General features: G+C 40.9%; 37 protein-coding genes and 2 pseudogenes. 6 read left to right on the top strand and 33 right to left on the bottom strand.

All coding sequences use genetic code 11. The features are described 5' to 3' along the window. Positions 1-50 precede the first annotated feature (50 nt). The 3 genes from I5515_RS15580 to I5515_RS15570 form a co-directional block, all read right to left on the bottom strand. Positions 51-1,139 (bottom strand): hypothetical protein, encoded by a 1,089-nt coding sequence (locus tag I5515_RS15580; protein ID WP_199968374.1) that lies wholly within the window; start codon positions 1,137-1,139, stop codon positions 51-53. Between the two features lie 770 nt (positions 1,140-1,909). Then, positions 1,910-2,299, bottom strand: a complete 390-nt coding sequence (locus I5515_RS15575) for a hypothetical protein (protein WP_199968372.1) — start codon at positions 2,297-2,299, stop codon at positions 1,910-1,912. Between the two features lie 6 nt (positions 2,300-2,305). Beyond that, positions 2,306-2,563: a succinate dehydrogenase assembly factor 2 gene (locus I5515_RS15570; RefSeq protein ID WP_017388310.1), complete on the bottom strand. Its 258-nt coding sequence runs from the start codon at positions 2,561-2,563 to the stop codon at positions 2,306-2,308. Between the two features lie 189 nt (positions 2,564-2,752). Here I5515_RS15570 and I5515_RS15565 point away from each other — a divergent pair, with 189 nt between their 5' ends. Further along, positions 2,753-3,925 carry an acyl-CoA dehydrogenase family protein gene (locus I5515_RS15565; RefSeq protein WP_199968370.1) on the top strand — a complete coding sequence of 391 codons (1,173 nt, stop codon included), beginning with the start codon at positions 2,753-2,755 and terminating at the stop codon, positions 3,923-3,925. Between the two features lie 51 nt (positions 3,926-3,976). Here I5515_RS15565 and I5515_RS15560 read toward each other — a convergent pair whose 3' ends face one another. The 30 genes and pseudogenes from I5515_RS15560 to I5515_RS15415 all read right to left on the bottom strand — a co-directional run bounded on the left by I5515_RS15560 (position 3,977) and on the right by I5515_RS15415 (position 20,189). Beyond that, positions 3,977-5,467, bottom strand: a complete 1,491-nt coding sequence (locus I5515_RS15560; RefSeq protein WP_199968368.1) for a flavin-containing monooxygenase — start codon at positions 5,465-5,467, stop codon at positions 3,977-3,979. 182 nt (positions 5,468-5,649) lie between these two features. After that, positions 5,650-6,027, bottom strand: a complete 378-nt coding sequence (gene rplQ / locus I5515_RS15555) for a 50S ribosomal protein L17 (RefSeq protein WP_042895180.1) — start codon at positions 6,025-6,027, stop codon at positions 5,650-5,652. 18 nt (positions 6,028-6,045) lie between these two features. After that, on the bottom strand, positions 6,046-7,053 hold the full coding sequence (locus I5515_RS15550) for a DNA-directed RNA polymerase subunit alpha (protein ID WP_003653641.1): 1,008 nt from the start codon (positions 7,051-7,053) through the stop codon (positions 6,046-6,048). A 17-nt stretch (positions 7,054-7,070) separates the two neighbouring features. After that, on the bottom strand, positions 7,071-7,697 hold the full coding sequence (rpsD, locus tag I5515_RS15545) for a 30S ribosomal protein S4 (RefSeq protein WP_003653643.1): 627 nt from the start codon (positions 7,695-7,697) through the stop codon (positions 7,071-7,073). A gap of 12 nt (positions 7,698-7,709) precedes the next feature. Continuing rightward, positions 7,710-8,096: a 30S ribosomal protein S11 gene (gene rpsK / locus I5515_RS15540; RefSeq protein WP_001040166.1), complete on the bottom strand. Its 387-nt coding sequence runs from the start codon at positions 8,094-8,096 to the stop codon at positions 7,710-7,712. Positions 8,097-8,115: 19 nt separating this feature from the next. After that, complete coding sequence (gene rpsM, locus I5515_RS15535) at positions 8,116-8,472, bottom strand: 30S ribosomal protein S13 (protein WP_199968366.1); 357 nt, start codon at positions 8,470-8,472, stop codon at positions 8,116-8,118. Between the two features lie 105 nt (positions 8,473-8,577). Then, positions 8,578-8,694, bottom strand: a complete 117-nt coding sequence (rpmJ, locus tag I5515_RS15530; protein ID WP_000867907.1) for a 50S ribosomal protein L36 — start codon at positions 8,692-8,694, stop codon at positions 8,578-8,580. A gap of 20 nt (positions 8,695-8,714) precedes the next feature. Continuing rightward, positions 8,715-10,034, bottom strand: coding sequence for a preprotein translocase subunit SecY (gene secY, locus I5515_RS15525; protein WP_170834093.1), 1,320 nt, complete (start codon positions 10,032-10,034; stop codon positions 8,715-8,717). A 45-nt stretch (positions 10,035-10,079) separates the two neighbouring features. Continuing rightward, complete coding sequence (rplO, locus tag I5515_RS15520; protein WP_199968363.1) at positions 10,080-10,520, bottom strand: 50S ribosomal protein L15; 441 nt, start codon at positions 10,518-10,520, stop codon at positions 10,080-10,082. A 3-nt stretch (positions 10,521-10,523) separates the two neighbouring features. Further along, the gene (gene rpmD, locus I5515_RS15515; RefSeq protein WP_000849088.1) at positions 10,524-10,700 is read right to left on the bottom strand and encodes a 50S ribosomal protein L30; all 177 of its coding nucleotides are present in this window, start codon (positions 10,698-10,700) and stop codon (positions 10,524-10,526) included. Positions 10,701-10,706: 6 nt separating this feature from the next. Next, positions 10,707-11,204 carry a 30S ribosomal protein S5 gene (rpsE, locus tag I5515_RS15510; RefSeq protein WP_003653653.1) on the bottom strand — a complete coding sequence of 166 codons (498 nt, stop codon included), beginning with the start codon at positions 11,202-11,204 and terminating at the stop codon, positions 10,707-10,709. A gap of 2 nt (positions 11,205-11,206) precedes the next feature. Then, complete coding sequence (rplR, locus tag I5515_RS15505; protein ID WP_005043857.1) at positions 11,207-11,557, bottom strand: 50S ribosomal protein L18; 351 nt, start codon at positions 11,555-11,557, stop codon at positions 11,207-11,209. A 14-nt stretch (positions 11,558-11,571) separates the two neighbouring features. After that, on the bottom strand, positions 11,572-12,105 hold the full coding sequence (rplF, locus tag I5515_RS15500) for a 50S ribosomal protein L6 (RefSeq protein ID WP_003653655.1): 534 nt from the start codon (positions 12,103-12,105) through the stop codon (positions 11,572-11,574). A gap of 13 nt (positions 12,106-12,118) precedes the next feature. Next, positions 12,119-12,514: a 30S ribosomal protein S8 gene (gene rpsH / locus I5515_RS15495; RefSeq protein WP_005038490.1), complete on the bottom strand. Its 396-nt coding sequence runs from the start codon at positions 12,512-12,514 to the stop codon at positions 12,119-12,121. An 11-nt stretch (positions 12,515-12,525) separates the two neighbouring features. Continuing rightward, a complete protein-coding gene (rpsN, locus tag I5515_RS15490) occupies positions 12,526-12,831 on the bottom strand; it encodes a 30S ribosomal protein S14 (RefSeq protein WP_016140109.1) in 306 nt (101 codons plus the stop codon). 9 nt (positions 12,832-12,840) lie between these two features. Next, a complete protein-coding gene (gene rplE, locus I5515_RS15485; protein WP_003653658.1) occupies positions 12,841-13,377 on the bottom strand; it encodes a 50S ribosomal protein L5 in 537 nt (178 codons plus the stop codon). Positions 13,378-13,392: 15 nt separating this feature from the next. Next, entirely contained in the window at positions 13,393-13,710 is a 318-nt protein-coding gene (gene rplX / locus I5515_RS15480) for a 50S ribosomal protein L24 (protein WP_002116820.1), read from the bottom strand. A gap of 9 nt (positions 13,711-13,719) precedes the next feature. Next, positions 13,720-14,088, bottom strand: a complete 369-nt coding sequence (rplN, locus tag I5515_RS15475; RefSeq protein WP_001982634.1) for a 50S ribosomal protein L14 — start codon at positions 14,086-14,088, stop codon at positions 13,720-13,722. Between the two features lie 92 nt (positions 14,089-14,180). Further along, positions 14,181-14,438 carry a 30S ribosomal protein S17 gene (gene rpsQ, locus I5515_RS15470; protein WP_001291845.1) on the bottom strand — a complete coding sequence of 86 codons (258 nt, stop codon included), beginning with the start codon at positions 14,436-14,438 and terminating at the stop codon, positions 14,181-14,183. After that, positions 14,435-14,632 (bottom strand): 50S ribosomal protein L29, encoded by a 198-nt coding sequence (gene rpmC, locus I5515_RS15465; protein WP_000849928.1) that lies wholly within the window; start codon positions 14,630-14,632, stop codon positions 14,435-14,437. Before rpmC ends, rpsQ begins: the two co-directional genes overlap by 4 nt. Next, positions 14,632-15,045, bottom strand: coding sequence for a 50S ribosomal protein L16 (gene rplP, locus I5515_RS15460; RefSeq protein ID WP_002049688.1), 414 nt, complete (start codon positions 15,043-15,045; stop codon positions 14,632-14,634). The genes rpmC and rplP overlap by 1 nt, the downstream gene beginning before the upstream one ends. Beyond that, positions 14,985-15,801: pseudogene (gene rpsC / locus I5515_RS15455) on the bottom strand (30S ribosomal protein S3). The gene rplP and the pseudogene rpsC overlap by 61 nt, the downstream one beginning before the upstream one ends. Before the next feature lies 1 nt (position 15,802). Next, the gene (rplV, locus tag I5515_RS15450; protein ID WP_004639524.1) at positions 15,803-16,132 is read right to left on the bottom strand and encodes a 50S ribosomal protein L22; all 330 of its coding nucleotides are present in this window, start codon (positions 16,130-16,132) and stop codon (positions 15,803-15,805) included. Positions 16,133-16,143: 11 nt separating this feature from the next. Continuing rightward, entirely contained in the window at positions 16,144-16,419 is a 276-nt protein-coding gene (rpsS, locus tag I5515_RS15445; RefSeq protein WP_001138119.1) for a 30S ribosomal protein S19, read from the bottom strand. 13 nt (positions 16,420-16,432) lie between these two features. Beyond that, entirely contained in the window at positions 16,433-17,257 is an 825-nt protein-coding gene (gene rplB, locus I5515_RS15440) for a 50S ribosomal protein L2 (protein WP_005301260.1), read from the bottom strand. Positions 17,258-17,268: 11 nt separating this feature from the next. Continuing rightward, positions 17,269-17,589: a 50S ribosomal protein L23 gene (gene rplW, locus I5515_RS15435; RefSeq protein ID WP_003653662.1), complete on the bottom strand. Its 321-nt coding sequence runs from the start codon at positions 17,587-17,589 to the stop codon at positions 17,269-17,271. Beyond that, positions 17,586-18,188: a 50S ribosomal protein L4 gene (rplD, locus tag I5515_RS15430; protein ID WP_003653663.1), complete on the bottom strand. Its 603-nt coding sequence runs from the start codon at positions 18,186-18,188 to the stop codon at positions 17,586-17,588. The genes rplW and rplD overlap by 4 nt, the downstream gene beginning before the upstream one ends. Positions 18,189-18,199: 11 nt before the next feature. Next, positions 18,200-18,838 (bottom strand): 50S ribosomal protein L3, encoded by a 639-nt coding sequence (gene rplC / locus I5515_RS15425; protein WP_004639526.1) that lies wholly within the window; start codon positions 18,836-18,838, stop codon positions 18,200-18,202. A gap of 58 nt (positions 18,839-18,896) precedes the next feature. After that, on the bottom strand, positions 18,897-19,208 hold the full coding sequence (gene rpsJ / locus I5515_RS15420) for a 30S ribosomal protein S10 (protein ID WP_000070912.1): 312 nt from the start codon (positions 19,206-19,208) through the stop codon (positions 18,897-18,899). A 252-nt stretch (positions 19,209-19,460) separates the two neighbouring features. Further along, positions 19,461-20,189: a type 1 glutamine amidotransferase gene (locus tag I5515_RS15415; protein ID WP_199968362.1), complete on the bottom strand. Its 729-nt coding sequence runs from the start codon at positions 20,187-20,189 to the stop codon at positions 19,461-19,463. 168 nt (positions 20,190-20,357) lie between these two features. Between I5515_RS15415 and I5515_RS15410 the strand changes: the two genes are divergently transcribed. The 5 genes and pseudogenes from I5515_RS15410 to I5515_RS15390 all read left to right on the top strand — a co-directional run bounded on the left by I5515_RS15410 (position 20,358) and on the right by I5515_RS15390 (position 24,541). Next, positions 20,358-21,548 carry a PLP-dependent transferase gene (locus I5515_RS15410; RefSeq protein WP_199968361.1) on the top strand — a complete coding sequence of 397 codons (1,191 nt, stop codon included), beginning with the start codon at positions 20,358-20,360 and terminating at the stop codon, positions 21,546-21,548. A 42-nt stretch (positions 21,549-21,590) separates the two neighbouring features. Beyond that, positions 21,591-23,105 carry a helicase HerA-like domain-containing protein gene (locus I5515_RS15405; RefSeq protein WP_199968360.1) on the top strand — a complete coding sequence of 505 codons (1,515 nt, stop codon included), beginning with the start codon at positions 21,591-21,593 and terminating at the stop codon, positions 23,103-23,105. 27 nt (positions 23,106-23,132) lie between these two features. Continuing rightward, a pseudogene (locus tag I5515_RS15400) lies at positions 23,133-23,249 on the top strand (hypothetical protein); the annotation flags it as partial. 2 nt (positions 23,250-23,251) lie between these two features. After that, a complete protein-coding gene (locus tag I5515_RS15395; protein ID WP_199968359.1) occupies positions 23,252-24,016 on the top strand; it encodes a globin domain-containing protein in 765 nt (254 codons plus the stop codon). An 87-nt stretch (positions 24,017-24,103) separates the two neighbouring features. After that, on the top strand, positions 24,104-24,541 hold the full coding sequence (locus tag I5515_RS15390; RefSeq protein ID WP_199968358.1) for an RrF2 family transcriptional regulator: 438 nt from the start codon (positions 24,104-24,106) through the stop codon (positions 24,539-24,541). Positions 24,542-24,620: the final 79 nt, after the last annotated feature.

Raw genomic sequence — 24,620 nt, 5'->3', positions numbered from 1 at the left:
ATTGTAAAACTTAACAACAGTCTCGCAAGAAGTTAACCTTTCAAATATTTTTACTGCGCTGCTGGTGGAGCAGATGAATCTGCAGGAGCTTCAGATGCGGCTCCTCCATCAAACAATTCATCTAGCTCTGCTGCACCTTCATTCTTATCATCCCAGAAATGTGACATACCATCATCTCCAGTACGTACACCGGTATGCTCAGTCCAGTAACGGTCAGAGATACCTCGCACAATCAGTCCAGCCATACTATCAATTAACTTAAAGTTCGGATTGACAGGCTTATCATCAGCTTGAGAGGCCGCATAGGATCTTAATGCATCACGGATTTTTGCATCATCACCACTTGCTTGAGCAGCTACCGCATACAAAGCATGAGACAAACGAACACCTTTTTGTTCACCAATTTGCACTGATTGCTTTAATGTTTGATATGGGTCAGGTTTCCCTTCATCGGCCCCTGGTAATAAAGTCCAGATAACAGCACGTGTTGCATTCGGTGCGCCCCAGAATTTTTCATTATCAAGACAAACCATTCCGCGCTCTACAATAGCAGCAATATCTTTTGGAACATTGACTGCGCCACCAGAGTTAATATCATTGGTTACAGCCTGAAGACCACTAATCATTCCAAGTAAATATACAGTTTGATCTGTGTCATTACGCATCGTTGGACAAGAATCACCTAAATGATATTTATATTTAGATTCCCAGCGATCAGCAAACAACTTATAGCCAGTATATTGACGCTCAGCAGCAATTGCCGCCCAACGCTTCTGTGCAATACGTGCATCTTGAGCTTCAGTTACCTGCCCTGCTTTTGAGGCACGTAAATAACGCAATTCTTGTTCTAACGCTTGGTTTTCCGCACATACGCCTGATGCTGCATACATTAATACCGCAACACGCGTTGGATCTGCACCCATACCTTTAGTAGACATGATTGCAGGTGTTAAAGCACTACCAGTATTACAAACCATTTCCGCATCTTGCATTGCCAGAATAGGCGGAACCACGTGCTTTTGCGTAAAACCTAAAGCAACATTTGCTCCGGTTTTCACGACATATGAACAACCTGATAAAACTGAAGCTGCAAGAAAACTCATCGCCAAACCTTGGCTTATTTTTTGGACTTTAGACATCTTCCTGTCCTCTGTGTAATTTGTTTTTTCCTTTTCAGATGTACATTAGCAGATGCATATCTTGAATAAAAGAGTAATTACTCTAATTGTAGCGCTTATACTTTGACATACTTCACAGCAGATAAAATTGACAGTTTTTCAGGAAAACAGAAATTTTAGGCAAAAAAAAGTAGCATTGCGACGGTTCAGCACATGCTACTTATTAACTGGGATAAGCTTTTAACGGCTTATATTATTTTTGTTCTATATAATCCTTAAGTAAAGTTCCTGCTCTTCCTACTACCACAGCCATAACCACTGCAATTAACAGAAACATCCACATTGAAATCTCCATGAGAGACCTCCTTTACTACAATCGCACCCAGTTATAAACTGGACACTTGATGAAATTAATCGACTAACCAATTTAATAATTGACTGATCGACGACCTTGCATCCTCTGTCTCTTAACTTTGTTAAAATTAACTTTGTTAAGATGTTCCCTGAGTAAAGTTCCTGCTCTTCCGATCACCACTGCCAAAATGATGGCAATGACCAAGAACGACCATGTTGGCATCTCCATTTTGAGACCTCCGACACACTTTACGTTGGTGTTTGTACTTTAACCGATCAAATAGGTACCAATAGCTGAAATTGTCAGACAATTGTATTTCCTTGGCTTTTTTCTATATTTTAATTAGACAATCTAAAACTTAAGCAAAAAAATAAAGATTAAATTATTGTTTTTTATAATTTTTAAATAAATATACAAATGTAGAATTGTCTGACAATTAATGAAGTTTCTGTAAGACTTTTAGCTTTTTCCAGTTCTGCAAAGGAAGTTGATCAAACCAAATAATGGCTACTTTTAAAGGTGCTCCCTCAAAGTAAATAACCATAAACAACTGATAATCAATTATTTTATTAATTTCTGTGCGAGAAACTATCTTTTTTGAGGAGTATGCAACTGACCATGATTTTTGGTCTAAATATGCAATTTGAGAAATCCGTGATTGTCTTAAAAAAAACAGAAAGCTAATAGATAAGAGGATGATAGCAATCAACCACCAAATTGGTGATAGCAATTGATAAAGTAGGATTGCTAAATTCAAGCCAATAAAAAGCTGAAATATTACCGAGAAACGACTATATTTCAGCTCAAAATTCAATTCTTTTATCAAAACAGTTTAGCCATGTACATACTGTTTTAATTTATAAATAAATTCACGTAACTCTGTACGTGGAGGTTCAGAAACTTCCATGAACCAATCCAATAAATCTGGATCTTCTTGTTCAACTAATTCTGCAAATAAGGCCTTCTCTGCTGAATCCGCTTTTAGATAATAGTTTTTTACATAAGGGTCAAAATAGACGTCAATTTCTTTTAAGCCGCGGCGTGCTCGATAAATTACTTTACGTTCTTCCAAGGTCATTTCGTCAGACATTTATTTCCCCATCTGCGTTGATAGTGCGTCTAGTTTACCTGATCACATTCCAAAGATCGCTAAAAATATCAAATTGACCAAATTTATCATCTTGTACTCATAATTGAGCATTCATCACATTGTTAGTCATGAAATGCTTCCGTATGTTTAAGGAAATAACATCACACCTGAACCAAGGAAGAAATACAAATGCAATCTGGTGCTATCCGTCCCATTCCAAATATGTTACCTAGACAACTATTTAACGAAGAGCATGAGGCTTTCCGCGAAACAGTTCGTAAATTTTATGAGAAAGAAGTCGTTCCCAACATTGAGAAATATGAACAACAACAACATGTTGATCGAGACCTTTGGAATAAGGCCGGAGAATTAGGCCTATTGTGTACCACAATGCCAGAGCAATATGGTGGGTCTGGAGTAGATCGCTTATACAGTATGATCTTAATTGAAGAGCAAGCTTATGCTATGGACTCTAGTACGGGCTTTTCTTTGCATTCAGATATTGTTGCCAATTACGTGAATAACTTTGGGAATGAAGAACAAAAACAAAAGTGGTTACCGAAAATGGCAACCGGAGAAGTGGTCACAGCTATTGCCATGACTGAGCCGGGCACTGGTTCTGATTTACAAGCAGTGAGAACCACAGCTGTACTTGATGGGGATGATTATGTCATTAATGGTTCAAAAATTTTCATTACCAATGGTTACTTATGTGACATGGTTGTAGTCGTTTGTAAAACTGGCAATAACGACAAAGGTTCAGCAAACTTATCACTCATTATTGTTGAAGCAGATCGAGCAGGCTTTAGCAAAGGTAAGCCTCTTAATAAAATTGGAATGAAAGGCCAAGATACCTGCGAATTATTTTTCGATAACGTTCGTGTCCCTAAAGAAAATCTTTTAGGTATGGAAGGCATGGGCTTTATCATGCTCATGAAGGAATTAGCTTGGGAACGAATGTTAGTTGCTATTATTTGTCAGGCAGGAGCTGAAGCGGCATTCGCACATACCGTCCAATACACGAAAGACCGTAAAGCATTTGGTAAGCCTATTAGCACATTCCAGAATACGCGTTTTAAACTTGCTGAATTCAGAACAGAGATAGATTTCTGCCGCACCTATTTAGATCGTTGCATGGAATTACAACTTGAAGAAAAATTGAGTGTGGAAGCTGCAGCAGCTGCCAAATATAAAATTTCCGATATGTTCTCAAAAATTGTAGATGAATGTCTTCAATTACATGGTGGTTATGGCTATATGCTTGAATATCCAATTGCACGGGCTTATATCGACCATCGTGCCAATCGAATTTATGCTGGCACAAATGAAATTATGAAAGAATTAATCTCAAGAACACTTTAATAGCTTCATAATAAAAGGGGCATTACGCCCCTTTTTTCTATCTAGTATCTTTTAAGATACTAGTTTTGGCTTACGCTCACTCGTTTCAGAACGCTTATGAAAATGTAGAACACCATCTTCAAAGTTTGAATTTTTTAGCGACTTTCTATCTTCTAAATAGTTATTAGTGACTTGCCATGGAGCATGTTTACCCTGTTTTGGAAGCTCATGCGCCGCACGGTTAATATAACCTGAAGACAATTTACCCATTACGGTATCTTCTTCCATTTCAGTTTTATCACCAGATGGAATTACTTCATCATAACTATTCTTGTCCATATAATTTAACAAGCGACAGATATATTCAGCAGCAATATCTACTTTGAGTGTCCATGATGCATTTACATAACCAATAATCATAGCCATATTTGGTACATCACTTAACATCACACCGTTATAAAGCATATGTTCAGATGAGTTAATTGGTTTCCCATCAAGAGTGGCCTGTACACCGCCCATAATCTGAACTTGTAAGCCCGTTGCGGAAATAACAATATCCGCATCAAGATGTTTACCAGATTTAAGCTGGATACCTTTTTCAGTAAATTTTTCAATCTGATCAGTTTCTACACTCGCTTTGCCTTCACGCAAAATCTTAAACAAGTCACCGTCTGGCACCACACATAAACGCTGATCCCAAGGATTGTATGAAGGAGTAAAATGCTTCATATCAACCTTACCTTTAAGCTGCACTTCAATTGCTTTTAAAAGTAAGCGACGTACAGTTTTAGGATGTTTCTGAGATAATGCATAAATAGCGCGCTGCATACCAATATTACGTGCACGGGTAAATTTATAAGCTGCTTCTTCAGACATAAATTTACGCGTTTTTTCATAGATGAAATCGATAGAAGGTACACTAGCAATATACGTTGGTGAACGTTGCAACATGGTTACATGACCTGCCCCACCTTTAGCCATTGCTGGCACTAAAGTAATGGCCGTTGCACCACTACCAATAATAACGACTTTTTTACCTGTATAATCTAAATTCTCAGGCCAATGTTGTGGGTGAATGAGTTGCCCTTTAAATGCTTGTTGATTTGGAAAAGAAGGAGCATATCCCTGATCATAATTATAATAACCGGTACAACCTACAACAAAATTAGCAATCCAAGTCTGTTGTTTTTTCTTACTATCTTCAATTACCACCTGCCATTTCTTTGATTCAGAATCATAATTAGCAGAAAGTACACGATGACCAAAGTGAATTTTTTCTTTTAATTTATATTCATCAATTACTTCGCCTAAATAGCCTTTAATAGAAGCACCATCAGCTAATACATTCGCTTTACACCATGGTTTAAAATTAAAACCAAATGTGGACATATCTGAGTCTGAGCGAATACCTGGATAACGGAAAAGATCCCATGTTCCACCAAAAGATTCCCGACGCTCTAAAATTTCAAATTGGCGTTGTGGAGAATTTTTTGATAAATGGGCAGCAATTCCAATTCCTGAGATACCTGCGCCAATGATTAAAATATCAACTTGCTTTTCCATTTTATTTTTATACCCATTGTTGAGAATATAAGTTTATTAAAGCACAATTTTGACAATACACAATGTCAAGTTTGACCGTTTATCCGTTTTTTTATGTCACTTGGGGACATTTTTATATTTTTATTAATTAATAAAAATAAAAAAGACCGGTATAAAACCGGTCTTTTTTTGAATAAAATCAATTATTCAGCTGAAGTTTTCACTTCACGATCTACAAGCTCAACGTAAGCCATCGGCGCTGCATCACCAGCACGGAAGCCCGCTTTAAGAACACGTAGATAACCGCCGTTACGTTCTTTGTAACGAGGGCCGAGTACGGTAAATAATTTACCTACAGTTGCAGCATTACGAGTACGAGCAAATGCTAAACGACGATTTGCTACAGTATCGTTTTTTGCTAGAGTGATTAAAGGCTCAGCAACACGACGTAATTCTTTAGCTTTAGGCACAGTTGTTTTGATCAACTCGTGTTCAAATAAAGAATTAGCCAAGTTTTGGAACATCGCTTTACGATGGCTGCTTGTACGGCCTAATTTCACACCACTATTACGATGACGCATGGTGATAGTCCTACTTAATTAACGGCTACGATAGGCAAAACGGTCGTCCATACGAAGACTAGCTGGTGGCCAGTTTTCAAGACGCATACCGAGTTGTAAGCCTTTCGATGCCAAAACATCTTTGATCTCTGTTAACGATTTTTTACCAAGGTTAGGAGTTTTTAACAACTCAACTTCAGTACGTTGAACAAGATCACCAATGTAGTAAATATTTTCTGCTTTCAAACAGTTAGCAGAACGAACAGTAAGCTCTAGATCATCTACTGGGCGAAGCAAGATTGGGTCAACTTCTTCACGAGGCTCTTGAGCAACTGGAGTTTGGTCTTTCTGAAGATCAACAAAAATTGCAATTTGTTGTTGCAAGATTGTTGCCGCTTTGCGGATTGCTTCTTCAGGATCAACCGTTCCATTTGTCTCGAGGTCGATTACCAGTTTATCTAAATCGGTACGTTGTTCTACACGCGCATTTTCAACGGTGTAAGAAACACGTTTAATTGGGCTATAAGAAGCATCTAATTGCAAACGACCAACAGGGCGTGTTTCACCTTCAGGGAAACGAGAATCAGATGTTTCATAACCACGACCTTGAGCAACCTTCAAGCGCATTTTTAATGAGCCTGAAGCACTCAAAGTACCGATCAAATGTTCTGGATTAACCACTTCAACATTATGAGGTAAACGAAGGTCAGCAGCAGTAATTTCGCCAGGACCTTGTTTTTCTAATGTTAAATATGCTTCATTTTGATCGAACAGCTTAATAGACAATCCTTTTAGGTTCAGCAAGAGCTCGACGATGTCCTGCTGCAAGCCTTCTAAAGTACTGTACTCGTGCTCGACACCTTCTATTTCCACTTCAACCACAGCAGCGCCAGGTAAAGAAGACAATAGAATGCGACGTAAAGCATTACCTAGAGTATGGCCAAAACCACGCTCTAAAGGTTCTAGAATCACTTTTGCCGAGGTCCCGCTAACCGCTTCGACCTTGATCGCTTGCGGAGTTAGAAACTCGTTTGCAGTACGCGTCATTATTGCTACCTCAAGGATTATTTAGAATACAATTCTACAATCAAGCTTTCATTGATTTCAGCAGGTAAATCAGCACGATCTGGTGCAGCTTTAAACGTACCTTCAAGCTTAGAATGATCAACATCCATCCAAGCTGGAATACCACGTTGTGCAGCTAACTCAATCGCGTTTTTAATACGCAACTGTTGTTTAGCACCTTCGTGAACCGCAATTACATCACCAGCTTTAACTTGAATAGATGCGATGTTTACACGACGACCATTCAAAGTAATGCTACGGTGACTTACTAACTGACGAGCTTCTGCACGTGTAGAACCAAAACCCATGCGATAAACAACGTTATCGAGACGGCTTTCAAGCAATTTCAACAAGTTCTCACCTGTTGCGCCTTTAACACGAGCTGCTTCTTTGTAGTAGTTACTAAATTGACGTTCTAACACACCGTAAATACGACGGACTTTTTGTTTTTCACGTAATTGTAGTGAATACTCAGATTGCTTACCACCGCGTGCCTGACCATGTTGACCAGGTGCTTTGTTAGCTTTTTTAGTTTTGACGTCAAAAGGTTTAACGCCAGATTTAAGTTGCAGGTCTGTCCCTTCGCGGCGAGAGAGTTTGCATTTTGGACCAATATAACGAGCCATGAATGTTTCTCCTTACACGCGACGTTTTTTAGGTGGACGGCAACCGTTGTGAGGAATTGGCGTCACATCGGTAATGCTGTTAATTTTATAACCCACTGCGCCTAATGCACGAACCGCAGACTCACGACCTGGACCAGGACCTTTTACAAGGACATCCAGATTTTTCAAACCGTAATCTAAAGCTGCTTTACCAGCAACTTCAGCAGCTACCTGAGCAGCAAACGGAGTTGATTTACGTGAACCACGGAAGCCTTGTCCACCAGAGGTGGCCCAAGCCAATGCATTACCTTGACGATCAGTAATCGTAACAATGGTGTTATTAAAAGACGCGTGAATGTGTGCAACACCTTCAGAGACGGTACGGGTGACCTTCTTGCGTGTGCGAGTATCTTTAGCCATCTTTTAGCTTCCAGAAATCTTACTTTTTAATCGGTTTGCGCGGACCTTTACGGGTACGTGCGTTAGTTTTGGTGCGTTGACCACGGACAGGCAAGCTGCGACGATGGCGAAGGCCGCGATAGCAACCCAAATCCATTAAACGTTTAATGTTCATGGAAATTTCGCGACGTAAGTCACCTTCGGTAGGAACCTTAGCAACTTCTGCACGAATCGCATCAAGCTGAGCATCGTCCAACTCACGGATCTTAGTAGTTTCAGTAATACCAACTGCTGTTAAGATATTCTTAGCAGTATGGCGACCGATACCAAAGATGTAAGTGAGGGAGATAACAGCATGCTTGTTATCCGGAATGTTTACACCGGCAATACGAGCCATTCACTTTCTCCAAAAAGGCAGTAGAGATAATCAACCGCCCCACAAAATCTTGAGGGGCGGATATTAACCCAATTCGCCTACTGAAATCAACAGGTCTTGATTAGATTAACCTTGACGCTGCTTATGACGAGGTTCTGCGCTACAAATTACGCGAATAACCCCATTACGACGGATAACTTTACAGCTACCACAAATTTTCTTTACAGAAGCTTGTACTTTCATGATGAAACCTCTAAGTGCGCTTATCCCTTAGGATGAGCAGTCGTTTTTCTCATTAATGTTTGATTATCATATTGATGAGATGTTAAGTGCGCTTGTAGCTGAGCCATAAAGTCCATAACAACGACAACTACGATTAGTAATGATGTACCACCCAAAGAAAATGGGATCCCAAAAGAACTTTGTAGAATCATTGGCATTAAACAAATGACCGTAATATAAATCGCACCAATAAACGTCAAACGATTAAGAATATGATCTAAGTAACGAGCAGTTTGCTCACCTGGGCGAATACCAGGCACATAAGCTCCGCTGCGTTTTAGATTTTCTGATACTTCCTTAGGGCTAAATACTAAAGCCGTATAAAAGTAACAGAAAAAGATAATTAACGCACCAAAGAGCACCAAATACAAAGGCTGTCCAGGCGACAATACTAAAGCTAAATCTTGTAAGCTACGCTTAATTAATCCAGCATTTGCATCTGCACTTCCTACCCATTGACCAAGACTTGCCGGGAACAATAGTAAAGAACTTGCAAAAATCGCAGGAATCACACCAGCCATATTAATTTTCAATGGCAAATGTGTCTGCTGTGCCGTAAATATACGACGACCTTGCTGCTTTTGTGCATAGTTTACTGGAATACGACGTTGTGCTTTTTCAATAAACACAATGGCAGCCAACACACCTAAAGACAAAAGACCAAAGATCACGAGACCAATTAAGCTTGTCTGACCATTATCTACTGATGAAACTGATTGCATAATTAATTTAGGCAAACCAGAAACAATACCAGCAAAAATAATCATTGAGATACCGTTACCAATACCTCTTTCAGTGATTTGTTCACCTAGCCACATTAAGAACATAGTTCCAGCGACAAGTGATGTAACTGCTGGTATATAAAACTCAAGACCAACTGACAGAGTAATACCCTGACCAATCAAGCCTGCGCACATACCAACTGCCTGAACCACTGCAAGCAATAATGTACCCTGACGCGTATATTGATTAATTTTACGCTTACCTTGCTCACCTTCCTTTTTCAAGGATTCTAGTGAAGGAATTACCGTAGACATTAACTGCACAATAATTGACGCAGAAATATAAGGCATAATTCCTAAAGCAAGAATAGACATTCGCTCTAAAGCACCGCCAGAAAACATATTGAATAGCCCAAGAATAGTTCCTTGGTTCGCATGAAATAAATTTTCTAACGCAGCATTATTAATGCCTGGTACTGGAATATGCGCTCCTAGTCGAAAGACCAGCAATGCACCGATTAGAAAACTCATCCGGCGAATAATTTCACGATATTTCACATGAAATGGCTGACCTTTCATCATGTTGACATGACCTGAAGAACTAGGAGACATAGACACTCGAGATTACTCCTCGACTTTGCCGCCAGCTGCTTCAATCGCAGCTTTAGCGCCTTTAGTCAATGCAATACCTTGAACAGTGAATGCACGAGTGATTTCACCAGAAAGTACGATACGAGCACGAATTTGGTCACGACGAACAACATTCGCAGCTTTCAAAGTTTCTAGGCTAACAATGTCGCCTTCAACTTTGCTTAACTCAGATAAACGTACTTCAGCAGTTTTTAAAGCGATTTGGCTAGTGAAACCGAATTTAGGTAAACGACGATAAATCGCTGTTTGCCCACCTTCAAAGCCCGGACGAACGCCACCACTTTTACGTGATTTTTGACCTTTGACACCACGGCCACCAGTCTTACCAACGCCAGAACCGATACCACGGCCTAAACGACGGTTTTCACGTTTTGCACCTTCCGCAGGTGCAAGCTCATTTAAACGCAGAGTCATGGCTTATTCCTCTACACTAACCATATAGTAGACTTTGTTGATCATACCGCGGTTAGAAGGCGTATCTTGCACTTCTACAGTATGACCAATACGACGCAGACCTAAACCTTGTAAGCAAAGCTTGTGATTTTTCAAGCGATGTGAAGAAGATTTAGTCTGGGTAACTTTAATCGTTTTCATGATTGATTACCCTTGAATTTCTGCTACTGATTTACCACGTTTCGCAGCGACTTTCTCAGGAGAAGTCATATCACGCAAACCTTTGAAAGTTGCGTTTACTACGTTTGCAGCATTAGTAGAACCATAACATTTAGCAAGTACGTTATGCACACCTGCAGCTTCTAGAACGGCACGCATTGCGCCACCAGCGATTACGCCAGTACCTTCAGAAGCAGGTTGCATGTATACACGGCTTGCACCATGACGAGCATTCACAGGGTGTTGTAAAGTAGTACCTGCAAGGTCTACAGTAATCATGTTGCGACGTGCAGCTTCAAGTGCTTTAGAAATAGCAGCTGGAACTTCACGTGCTTTACCACGACCGAAACCAACACGACCATTACCATCACCCACAACAGTTAATGCTGTGAAAGAGAAGATACGACCGCCCTTAACAACTTTGGCTACACGATCAACGGCAACCAGCTTTTCAACAAGACCTTCGTTTTGTTCAACTTTAGCCATGATTAGAACTCCAAGCCGTTTTCACGAGCAGCATCAGCCAAGGCTTTGATACGACCATGATATTTAAAACCAGAACGGTCAAATGCAACTTTAGTTACACCAGCTGCTTTCGCGCGCTCTGCGATTAAAGTGCCTACTTTAGTAGCTGCGTCTACATTACCTGTAGTACCGCTACGTAAAGATGCATCCAAAGTTGAAGCTTGTGCTAAAACTTTGCCACCATCTGCTGAAATAACTTGAGCATAGATGTGACGCGGAGTGCGGTTTACACACAAACGAGTCGCACCCAATGCACGGATGTGCAAGCGTGTGCTTTTCGCACGACGCAAACGGGTTTGTTTCTTTTCGTTCATAAGAACCTCGCGCCTTATTTCTTCTTAGCTTCTTTACGAAGAATGACTTCATCCGAATAGCGAACACCTTTACCTTTATATGGTTCAGGAGAACGATATGCACGGATTTCTGCCGCTACTTGACCTAACAACTGCTTGTTTGCTGATTTCAAAATGATTTCAGTTGCAGTTGGAGTTTCCGCTGTTACACTTTCAGGTAAAGCGTAGTCAATTGGGTGTGAAAAACCAAGGTTAAGGTTTACAACAGTACCCTTAACCGCAGCTTTATAACCAACACCAACTAGCTGCAACTTACGTTCGAAGCCTTCACTAACCCCTTTTACAAGGTTATTCAATACAGCGCGAGCAGTACCAGCTTGCATCCAAGCATCTTTCGATTCTTTAACTGGAGCAAGTTGAAGTTTACCTTCTTCCTGTTTTAGCTCGACCAGCGCATGCAGGTTGAAAGACAACGTACCTTTGCTGCCTTTCACTTCGACCTGCCGGCCGTTCTGAGTAACTGTTACACCATTCGGTACAGTTACTGGGGCTTTAGCCACACGAGACATGAGGAATCACCTATTAAGAAACAAAAGCAATAACTTCACCACCAACGCCCGCAGCACGTGCAGCGCGATCAGTCATGATGCCTTTGCTTGTAGAAACAATTGCAATACCTAAACCTTGCTTAACGCTTGGAAGTTTATCTTTACCGCGGTATTGGCGAAGACCTGGACGGCTTACGCGCTTAACCACTTCGATAACTGGTTTGCCTTCGAAATATTTTAAAGTAATTGTCAAAGTAGATTTTGTCTCTTCTTGAGCAACTTCTACATTTGAAATATAACCTTCTTGTTGAAGAACGTTTGCAATTGCAACTTTCAACTTAGAAGAAGGCATAGAAACAGTTTGTTTCTTAGCCATTTGTGCGTTACGAACACGTGTTAGCATGTCGGCAACGGTATCTTGCATACTCATTTAGTCGCTCCTTACCAGCTTGCCTTAACAACGCCTGGTACATCACCCTGCATTACTGTTTCACGTAATTTGTTACGGCTTAAACCGAACTTACGGAAGTAACCATGAGGACGACCAGTTAAACCACAACGGTTACGAAGACGCACCGGAGATGCATTACGTGGCAATGCCTGTAACTTTAACGTCGCTTCGAAACGCTCTTCTTCACTTGCGTTTACGTTTGCAATAGTAGCTTTTAATTCAGCACGTTTTGCAGCGTATTTCGCAACTGTTTTTTCGCGTTTCAATTCGCGATTAATCATACCTTTCTTAGCCATATCGACCTCTTATTTGAACGGGAAGCCGAATGCACGCATAAGCGCACGGCCTTCGTCATCGGTGCGAGCAGTCGTAGTAATAGTAATATCCATACCACGAATACGATCAATCTTATCGAAATCGATTTCAGGGAAAACGATTTGCTCTTTCAAACCCATTGAGTAGTTACCACGACCATCAAATGATTTCGAAGAGAAACCACGGAAGTCACGGATACGAGGGATTGCGATTGAGATCAAACGATCCAAGAATTCGTACATTTGGTCGCCACGTAAAGTAACTTTACAACCAATCGGCCATCCATCACGGATTTTAAAACCTGCGATAGATTTACGAGCAAGTGTAATTACTGGTTTTTGACCGGCAATTAACTGCATGTCGACTACAGCACCATCTAATAATTTCTTATCAGTTGCAGCTGCGCCCACACCCATGTTTAGGGTGATTTTTGTGATGCGTGGAATTTCCATCACGTTCTTAACGCTAAGTTCTTCTTTTAACTTTGCTTTAAGTTCATCATTGTAACGTGCTTTAAGTCTGGCCATCGCCTATTCAACCTATTACTTCGCTACCGCCACTGATTCACCATTTGATTTATAAACGCGAGTTTTCACGCCATCAATCACTTGGTAACCAACACGGTCAGCCTTCTGGGTTGTAGCATTTAAAATTGCCACGTTTGAAATATGAAGCGAAGCTTCTTGAGTAACAATACCGCCTTCAGCGCCAGTTACACGATTCGGCTTTTGATGCTTCTTCACTAAGTTAAGGCCTTCAACCTTAACGCGGTCTTCAGAAACAGACAATACAGTACCCTGTTTGCCTTTTTCTTTACCTGCGATCACGATAACTTGATCGCCTTTTTTAATCTTAGCCATGATTGCCTCTTATAGAACTTCAGGAGCCAATGAAATGATTTTCATGAACTGTTCAGTACGAAGTTCACGAGTCACTGGTCCGAAGATACGAGTAGCAATCGGAGCTTTGTTGTTGTTCAGGATAACTGCAGCATTATCATCAAAACGGATCACAGAACCATCTGGACGACGAATGCCGAATTTAGTACGAACTACAACCGCATTCATCACGTCACCTTTTTTAACACGTGCGCGTGGGATTGCTTCTTTTACAGTAACTTTAATAATGTCGCCAACAGAAGCATAACGACGATGTGAACCACCAAGTACTTTAATACATTGTACGCGGCGAGCACCACTGTTGTCTGCTACGTCGAGCATAGTTTCGGTTTGAATCATTGCCCTACTCCAAAACCGAGCATCACCGGTCACAATTTCGAAAGGCTCAAAGAGTACTCGAAATTGACCGATGATGCAACAAGAACGTCGAATTACTCAGCAGCTGCTTCAACTACTTCCACTAAAGTCCAAGCTTTAGTTTTAGAAATTGGGCGGCTTTCTTTAATGGTTACAACATCACCAATTTTAGCGACGTTATTCTCATCATGAGCGTGTAACTTAGTTGAACGGCGAATTGACTTGCCATACAACGGGTGTTGAACGCGGCGTTCAATAAGTACAACAATAGATTTATCCATTTTGTCACTTACGACTTTGCCGGTTAACGTGCGGACTGTTTTTTCACTCATTGTCCGTTCCCCTGTTTTTCGGTAAGGAGTGTCTTAATACGAGCAATTGTCTTACGAGCAACTTGCACTTCGTGCGATTTACCCAACTGACCAGTTGCTTTCGCCATACGAAGACGGAATTGGTTAAGCTGTTGCTCATCAAGCAAAGCTTTCAACTCTTCTACCGACTTTTCACGTAAATCTTTAGTTTTCATTACATTACCGTCCGAGTCACGATAGTGGTTTTAAACGGAAGTTTAGCAGCAGCTAAAGCAAATGCTTCACGCGCTAATTCTTCGTTCACACCTTCAATTTCGTACAGGATCTTGCCTGGTTGGATCTGGCAAACCCAGTATTCCACGCTACCCTTACCTTTACCCATACGCACTTCAAGAGGCTTTTGAGTAATTGGCTTATCCGGGAATACGCGAATAAAGATTTTACCACCACGCTTAATACGGCGGCTAATAGTACGACGTGCAGCTTCAATCTGACGCGCAGTCATACGACCACGTTCAGTTGCTTTAATTGCAATCGAACCAAATGATACTGTACTACCACGATGCGCTAGACCAGTATTACGGCCTTTGTGCACCTTACGGAATTTGGTACGTTTAGGTTGCAACATGGATTATTCTCCCTTGTCAGCAGCACGGTCACCGCGACGACCACGACGCTCTTGACCTTCACCACGACCACGACCACGTTTAGCTGGACGATCTTCAGCAGGAGCAGGGTTCATGACTTGTTTCATGCCACCTAAAATCTCACCACGGAAAATCCAAACTTTAACACCAATCGTACCGTAAGTTGTTTCTGCACGCACAGTAGCATAGTCAATGTCTGCACGTAATGTATGCAAAGGTACACGACCTTCACGATACCATTCAGTACGAGCAATCTCTGCACCACCTAAACGGCCAGACACTTCAACTTTGATACCTTTAGCACCAGCACGCATAGTGTTTTGAACCGCACGCTTCATAGCACGACGGAACATTACACGCTTTTCTAATTGAGAAGCGATTGCTTCAGCAACTAAACGCGCATCTAAGTCTGGGCGATCAATTTCGTTGATACTTACTTGCGCAGGAACACCCATAATGCTGGTAAGTTCGCGCTGTAATTTCTCAATATCTTCGCCTTTTTTACCGATTACGATACCAGGACGAGCTGTGCTAATAGTTACTTTAGCAGCGCCTGATGGACGTTCGATAAGAATGTTGCTGATCATCGCATTCTTAAGTTTTTTAGTTAAAAACTCACGAACTTGAAGATCTTTAAGCAAATATTCAGCGTATTGTTTCGGACTCGCATACCAGTTAGCGTTATGACGTTTCACAACACCTAGGCGGATACCGATTGGATGAACCTTCTGACCCATATCAAACCCCTACCTTAACGGTGATGTGACAAGTACGCTTCGTAATACGATCTGCACGGCCTTTAGCACGTGGCATAATACGCTTAAGGCTAACGCCTTCATCAACGTAAATCGTAGAAACTTTAAGATCGTCAACATCTAAACTGTTATTGTGTTCAGCGTTTGCAATCGCAGATTCCAATGCTTTTTTCACTAAAACAGCAGCTTTTTTATTGCTGAAGTTTAAAATGTTTAAAGCATGCGCAACAGATTTGCCGCGAATAAGATCTGCAACCAAACGTGCCTTTTGTGCCGAGATAGCGGCACCGCGTAATTTAGCAGTTACTTCCATCATGACACCTATTAACGTTTAGACTTCTTGTCAACACCGTGACCACGATAGGTACGAGTTGGCGCGAATTCACCGAGTTTATGACCAACCATATGCTCAGTAACAATTACTGGAACGTGATTACGACCATTATGAACAGAAATTGTTAAACCAACAAAATCTGGAAGGATCATCGAACGACGAGACCAAGTTTTAATCGGCTTGCGAGAGTTACTAGCAACAGCCGCTTCAACCTTAGCGAACAAGTGCGCATCGACGAATGGGCCTTTTTTCAGAGAACGAGGCATTAGTCAGATTCCTTTACTTGACGCGACGGTCGCGAATAATCATCTTAGTCGTACGCTTATTGGTACGTGTCTTGTACCCTTTAGCTTTTTGACCCCATGGGCTTACAGGTTGAATACCTTTATTACGCCCTTCACCACCACCGTGCGGGTGATCAACTGGGTTCATCGCCATACCACGTACGGTAGGACGAACACCACGCCAGCGCGAAGCACCAGCTTTACCCAATGAACGAAGGTTGTTTTCTTGGTTAGAAACTTCACCAATTACAGCGCGGCATTCAACATGAATTTTACGCATTTCGCCTGAACGAAGACGAACAATCGCGTAAGAACCATCACGACCCAACAACTGAACAGAAGCACCAGCAGAACGCGCTAATTGCGCACCCTTACCAATTTTAAGTTCAACGTTATGAAGTGTAGAACCGATCGGCATGTTACGAAGTGGCAAGCAGTTACCTGGACGAATTGGAGCATCGTTACCAGATTGTACTTTATCGCCAGCACGTAAGCCTTTAGGTGCAATGATATAGCGACGCTCACCATCAGCATATTTCAACAAAGCAATATGTGCTGTACGGTTAGGATCGTATTCAATGCGCTCTACAACAGCTGGGATGCTGTCTTTATTACGTTTGAAGTCAACGATACGATAGTGTTGCTTATGACCACCACCAACGTGACGAGTTGTAATGTGACCGTTATTATTACGACCACCAGTACGTTTTTTTGCTTCAACCAACGGTGAGTAAGGCGCGCCTTTGTGAAGGTGATCATGAACCACTTTCTCTACAAAGCGACGTCCTGGAGACGTTGGCTTACATTTTTGAATCGGCATAATTTTCGTCCTTATTCCGCTGCGCTTTCAGCGGTATCGCCCAAGTCAGCCATTTCAACATCTTGGCCGGCTTTCAGGGTGACGTATGCTTTTTTAACATCAGAACGACGTCCTAATGTTTTACCAAAGCGCTTAGTTTTACCTTTAGTAATAGTAGTGTTAACTTTAACAACTTCTACACCAAAAAGTTTTTCAACTGCTTTTTTAACTTCAAGTTTAGTAGCATTAATATCTACTTTAAATACTTGAACGCCAACAGTATCACCTAAAACTTGTGCCTTTTCTGAGAAGACTGGTCCTTTAAGGACTTGATAGATACGTTCGTTGTTCATCCGAGTTCTACCTCAATTTTCTTAGCAGCAGCTACAGACATAACAACTTTATCAAACGCGATCAAGCTTACAGGATCGATTGCAGTTGCATCCACCACATCTACATGCGGAAGGTTGCGTGCTGCAAGATATAAGTTCTCATCTACAGCTTCAGTAACGATCAATGCACGAGCGGCATTTAAATCGCCAAGCTTAGCAAGCAATTCTTTAGTTTTTGGAGCTGCAATAGCAAACTCTTCAACTAATACAAGACGATCTTGGCGAACAAGTTCAGCTAAGATACATTGCATTGCACCGCGGTACATTTTGCGGTTTACTTTTTGAGACCAATCTTGTGGGCGAGCAGCAAAAGTTTTACCACCACCAACCCAGATAGGGCTACGAGTAGAACCCGCACGAGCACGACCAGTACCTTTTTGACGGAATGGTTTTTTACCACCGCCAGAAACGTCTGCACGTGACTTCTGAGCACGAGTACCTTGACGACCACCTGCTAAGTAAGCAGTAACAACTTGGTGTACAAGAGCTTCGTTAAATTCACGTCCGAAAGCAACTTCAGACAATTCAACAGCAGAGCCGGAAACAGTTTTCAAATTCACGGTATTTCCCCTCAGGCCTTGATGGTAGGACGTACAATCACGTCACCGCCAGTTGAACCAGGAATTGCACCTTTAACAACTAAAACAGAACGTTCAGCGTCAATAGATACGATTTCAAGACCTTGTACTGTTACGCGTTCATCACCTAAGTGACCGGCCATTTTTTTGCCTTTGAACACGCGACCAGGAGTTTGGTTTTGACCTGTAGAACCTAATACACGGTGAGAAACTGAGTTACCGTGAGTAGCGTCTTGGGTACGGAAGTTCCAACGCTTAACACCACCTTGGAAACCTTTACCTTTTGATTGACCAGTTACGTCAACAACTTGACCAACTGTGAACAAATCAACACCAATAGTACCGCCAACTTCACGACCTTCAAGCTCAGCTTCAGTAACACGAAACTCTTTAACTAAACGACCAGCAGCAACACCAGCTTTCGCAAAGTGACCTTTCTGAGCGTTAGTTACGCGAGATTCGCGACGTTCACCAGTAGTTACTTGAACAGCTTGATAACCATCAGTTTCAAGTGTTTTGATTTGCGTAATGCGGTTTGGATCGACTTCGATGACTGTAACAGGTACAGAAACACCTGCATCTGTAAAGATGCGAGTCATACCACATTTGCGACCGACTAAACCAATAGCCATGTGCATAAACCTCTAAAAAAGCGGCCTAATTAACTTAAAAGTTAATCAACCGAAAGCCTTAACCCAAAGCGATCTGAACATCAACACCAGCCGCAAGATCTAATTTCATCAATGCATCAACAGTTTTATCTGTAGGTTGAACGATGTCGATCAAACGTTTGTAGGTGCGGATTTCGTACTGGTCACGCGCATCTTTGTTAACGTGCGGTGAAGTAAGAACGTTGAAGCGTTCGATGCGAGTAGGCATCGGGATTGGACCACAAACTTGTGCGCCCGTACGCTTAGCGGTTTCTACGATCTCTTGAGCAGATTGATCAATCAGACGATGATCAAAAGACTTCAAACGGATACGAATTCTCTGGTTAGACATACCAGTAAACTCCAAGCCAAACATATAAAGAATCACCCTTGACGCATCTCACCTATCGGTAAGTGTCAAAGGCAGTGAAAATCACTAAGGTCATGATCGATGCCACGACTGTAATGCACATTTACCACTTTCTTCGCAGCAAATGCCCCTCCTCTTGAGGGTCGCTCATTATAACGATTGTTTAAGTCTTATGCAATTCTCTTTTTCTATTTTCTCCACAAAACCTGCTTTGATCGGGTATTGAGAGTTCAATTAAGCACTTATTACAAATTCAATCGCTTTATTTAGGAGTTGATTACCTTGCTCAAATTTTTGTGCGTCTGAATACTGTAGTTCATTCGTAGATTGAACATATTCACCATCAAAAATAGATAACTCTTCTTCGTCTTCAAGTAAAAGCGCTAAAGCAGCTGGTGTAATCTCTGGATGAAACTGAAAACCCAGCACATTTCTCCCAATCTGATACATCTGATTGCGACAAGCCAGACTTTCAGCTAAACGTATAGCACCTTTAGGTATTTCAAATGTCTCACTATGCCACTGCATAACTTTTATATTCTCAGGTAATGGAAAGCTTTCTTGAGGTAAATTTGCAACTCTATGAACTGTTGACCATCCAAGTTCCTGATAGCGATTACGACTCACGGCTGCCCCCAATGCATTAGCAATTAACTGTCCCCCTAGACAAAGACCAATAGCTGGCTTTCCTGCTGCCAAATAACGGCGCAACCATCTTTTCTCTATCTTAAGCCATGGGAAATTTGCCTCATCATTTACACTCATGGTTCCACCCATGACCAATAACAAATCAACCTCTTCAATTTGAGGTAAAGCTTCTATTTCAAGAGACCGATCAACTGGAAGTGCAAAAAATTCAGTAGAACTAATAGTCGCGTGATGAGCTTTTAAAAATGAATAGCAACTTCCAAAACCCTCACCAGCAATATGTTGAAAATAGTGAACACGTAAATGCGACTTCATGCGCTTAAACCTATTGTTGTTAGAATGTTGTAGAGGTCTTTGCAAAAATAAAGCCAAGTTTTTATTTTATGGGTCAACTGTAACGAAACGTCTTATAAAACTTCGTAAATCTAGCGAAGAATTTAAATTTCTCTTAATCTAACTTTATTATCTAAAATGCAACGCACTATGAAAAAGCATAACGACTTCCAGACTCGCCTCATTCATGCACAAAGAAAGGCTCCGCAATTTATCGAGACAGTGCAACCCCCCTTATTTCGTGCATCAACTATTATTTTTAAATCAACTTCGCACCTTTTTGATCGCCATTGGACGGATGATTACGACTATAGTTACGGCACACATGGCACCCCTACCACCTTCACATTAGGCGACAATATTGCACAAATTGAAGGTGGATTGCATTGTTTACTTGCACCGAGTGGCTTATCAGCAATTAATGTTGTTAATTCAGCATTTTTAGGCACTAATGATGAAGTATGGGTACCAGATAATATTTATGGACCAAATTTAGAACACTTAAATTACTTAGAAAATCAGTATGGGATTGTAGTCAAAATATATAACCCAATTGATGCTTCAAGTTTTCAGCCTTCGGATAAAGCTAAGCTATTATGGTTAGAAGCAACAGGCTCGGTTACTCTAGAATTTCCTGATCTTAAGAATCTAGTCAAAAAAGCTAAAAAACACGGTGTATTAACAGCCCTAGATAACACTTGGGGAGCCGGGCTTGCGTTTAATGCTTTTAATTTTTCCGATGAACATCTATCAGTCGATTTAACCGTGCATGCACTCACCAAATATCCGAGTGGCGGTGGTGACATCTTAATGGGTAGCATTGTAACTCGTGATGAGAAACTTCATCACCGCCTGTTTCGTACGCATGCCATTTTAGGTATTGCAGTTTCGGGAGACGATGCAGCTCAAGTCCAGCGTAGCCTTGCTCATATGTCATTGAGATATGAACAACAGTCAAAAAATGCCAGAATCATACTTACATGGTTAAAGGCTCAACCTCAATTTGCACAGGTTCTCCATCCAAGCGATGAAGCTTCACCTGGCCACCAATATTGGCAAGAAATATGTACAAGTGGTCAAAGTGCGGGCTTAGTAAGTGTTATTTTCAAACCTGAATATGACATTACAGCAGTACGCCGTTTCTGCGATGTGTTAGCGTTATTTAAACTTGGTTTTAGTTGGGGAGGACCTGTTAGCCTGATCATGCTTTATGATTTAAAAATGATGAGGAAACTTGAGAATACACATTTACAACAAGGATTATTAGTCCGCTTCTGCATAGGACTAGAAGATCCTCAAGATTTAATACAAGATATCGAAAATGCACTAAAACATCTGTAAAACGGCAACATTATAGTGACTCAAACCAAAGGATAAAAATATATGGGTACACCGATTGTTATTGCTAAAAATATTAATGACACATCCAAAGAAATTGTTTTGCTTTCCCAGTTTGCCAACCGTCATGGACTTATCGCAGGTGCTACAGGTACAGGTAAAACAGTTACATTAAAAGTTCTAGCAGAAAGTTTTTCTCGAATTGGCGTACCCGTATTTCTTGCCGATGCTAAAGGTGATGTTTCGAGCCTCGCAAAAGCTGGAGAAGCTTCAGATAAATTTAATGAACGACTAAAACTTTTGCAGATTGATAGTGTCCCTTTTGCAGCAAATCCTGTCGTTTTTTGGGACTTATTTGGCCAACAAGGCCACCCTATTCGTACTACCATTTCTGAGATTGGGCCAATTTTATTAGCTCGCATGCTCAACTTAAATGATACACAAGAAGGCGTTTTAGCAGCTGTGTTCCGTATTGCTGATGATCAAGGCCTGCTGCTAGTCGACTTTAAAGACTTAAAAGCCATGATCACATTTGTCAGTGAACATGCAGCAGAATTTAAAGCCGAATATGGAAACTTATCACCAGCAAGCCTCGGCGCTATTCAGCGCAATTTACTTGCGCTCGCAGATCAGGGTGGAGAACAGTTTTTTGGTGAACCCGCGTTAAATATTCTAGATTTCATTCAAACCGACATAAATGGACATGGCTACATTAATATTCTTGCGGCTGATAAGCTCATGAATACACCTAAGCTCTATGCCACTTTCCTTTTGTGGATGCTTTCAGAACTATTTGAACAGCTTCCAGAAGTCGGTGATATGGATAAACCTAAATTGGTATTCTTCTTTGATGAAGCTCATTTATTATTCGACAATGCTAGTCAAGCCCTACAAGAAAAAATTGAACAAGTTGTACGCTTAATTCGGTCAAAAGGTGTAGGCATCTATTTTATTACTCAAAACCCACTCGATGTACCAGAAAGCGTTCTCGGTCAACTTGGCAATCGTGTTCAACATGCTTTACGTGCATTTACTCCTAAAGATCAAAAAGCAGTAAAAACTGCAGCAGATACCTTCCGAGCAAACCCAACTTTTAAAGTTAATGAAGCCATTACCGAACTGGGTGTAGGTGAAGCACTCATTAGTTGCCTTGATGAGCAAGGCACGCCACAAATTGTAGAACGTGGCTGGGTAATGCCTCCTTACTCCGCCTTTACACCCATTACCCCAGAAGAGCGTCAAGCGCTAATCTCACAAAGTATTATTGCCAACATTTACGAACAAACTATAGATCGTGATAGTGCCTATGAAATGCTACAAAATAAAGTTGCTGAACGTGAGCAACAGCAGCAAGATACTGAAATTGCCAAACAGCAAGCAAAGGAACAAGAACGATTAGCACGCGAACAACTAAAAGAAGAAGAACGAGCAGCACGTGAACGAGCCAAACTTACGCAAGATATAGTTGGTACTTTTGCAAAAAGTGCTGCACGAAGTTTAGGAGGAAGTACAGGTCAAAAATTAGTGAGAGGTCTACTTGGTTCACTATTTGGCAAATAACTTTCTTAGATATATATCACTTTTTAATTAGGGGATTTTATATCCCCTAATTCTCTTATGGTTTTTTATTCAAAATCTATTGCCATTAATTTTTTAAAGATGTATTTTAAATACATCTTATATAGCCAGATAAATAAGGTCTAGCCATGACTCCACAACAAATTGAACTTGTTAAATCTACTGTACCCGTTTTGCGTGAACACGGCGTTACGCTGACTACATACTTTTATAAGCGTATGCTTAACAACAATCCAGAATTAAAAAATGTCTTTAACTTAGATGACCAAACCAGCCTACGTCAGCCACGTGCTCTTGCAGCTGCCGTTCTTGCCTATGCAGAAAATATTGAGAACCCTTCTGTTCTAGCTAAAGCTGTTGAACGTATTACCACTAAACATGTGAGCTTAGATATTCAACCAGATCAATATGCAATCGTTGGTGATAACTTACTTCATTCAATTAGTGAAGTTTTAAATGTTCCATTTGAGTCCGAGCTTATCGAAGCGTGGAAGCAAGCTTATTTACAATTGGCAGATATCTTGATTGGTGTTGAAAAACAAAAATATGAACAACTTGAAAGCTTAAAAGGTGGATGGGCTGGCTGGCGTCCATTTGAAATTACGCAAATTGACCCTCTTGAATCTGGTAAACGCTTTACCTTAAAAGCAACCGACCATGAAGACGTACTGACTAGCCCAGCAAATGCTTTTATTTCAGTTAAAGTACAAGTTCCTAATCAGCAGCTCGAACAACCCAAAGCCTTTAAATTTACAGAAGCTCAAGAAAACAACTCATATCACTTTGAAGTACAACCTGAAGAGAACCATACAGAGTTTTCAGTTGCTAATATTTTACTTGAGCATTATAGAGTTGGTGATCAAGTACAGGTTTCAGCTCCTTTAACGCCGTAATGCAAAAACCTCTTGCCTGAAAGTTTTCTTATTTAGACTTTCAGGCTAAGATGATCATCCTTTTTATTCTTCCCATTTTTGGTGATCATGCAGCTTAATAAATTTACCGATTATGCATTACGATTATTAATGTATGTTGCACGCCCAAGTGATGCACCCTACACGATTGCAGAAATCGCGAAAGATTTGCATGTTTCACAAAACCATCTGGTTAAAGTTGTTCATTTTATGGGCAAACAAGAATGGATTATTACTATTCGCGGTAAAGGTGGTGGAATTCGCTTAAATCCAGATGCTCTTAATTCAAATTTAGGTTCAATTGTTCGAATATTACAGGGTGACAATCAAATCGTTGAATGCAACACACCGCCTTGTGTATTACGTAGTCACTGTGGTTTAAAAGGGATTTTAGATCAAGCTCTAGAAAGCTTTTATCAAAGCCTAGACCAATATACTCTCGGAGAGGTTTTGCAACAGTCAAAGTCAACTCCTTCTGACTCTCCTATCGCTTTTTTGCAAATTTAATAAATACCCTTTATAGGTTAGATCTATTGAAGATTAGCAAGAATAACCAAGCTCCTTTATACTAGGCACGAGCCCTCTC

Origin of the sequence: Acinetobacter calcoaceticus (assembly GCF_016508255.1) — a bacterium.
GTDB lineage: Bacteria > Pseudomonadota > Gammaproteobacteria > Pseudomonadales > Moraxellaceae > Acinetobacter > Acinetobacter calcoaceticus_E.
Note: the sequence above shows the minus strand (reverse complement) of the source record. Positions and strands in the feature narration are given on the sequence as shown.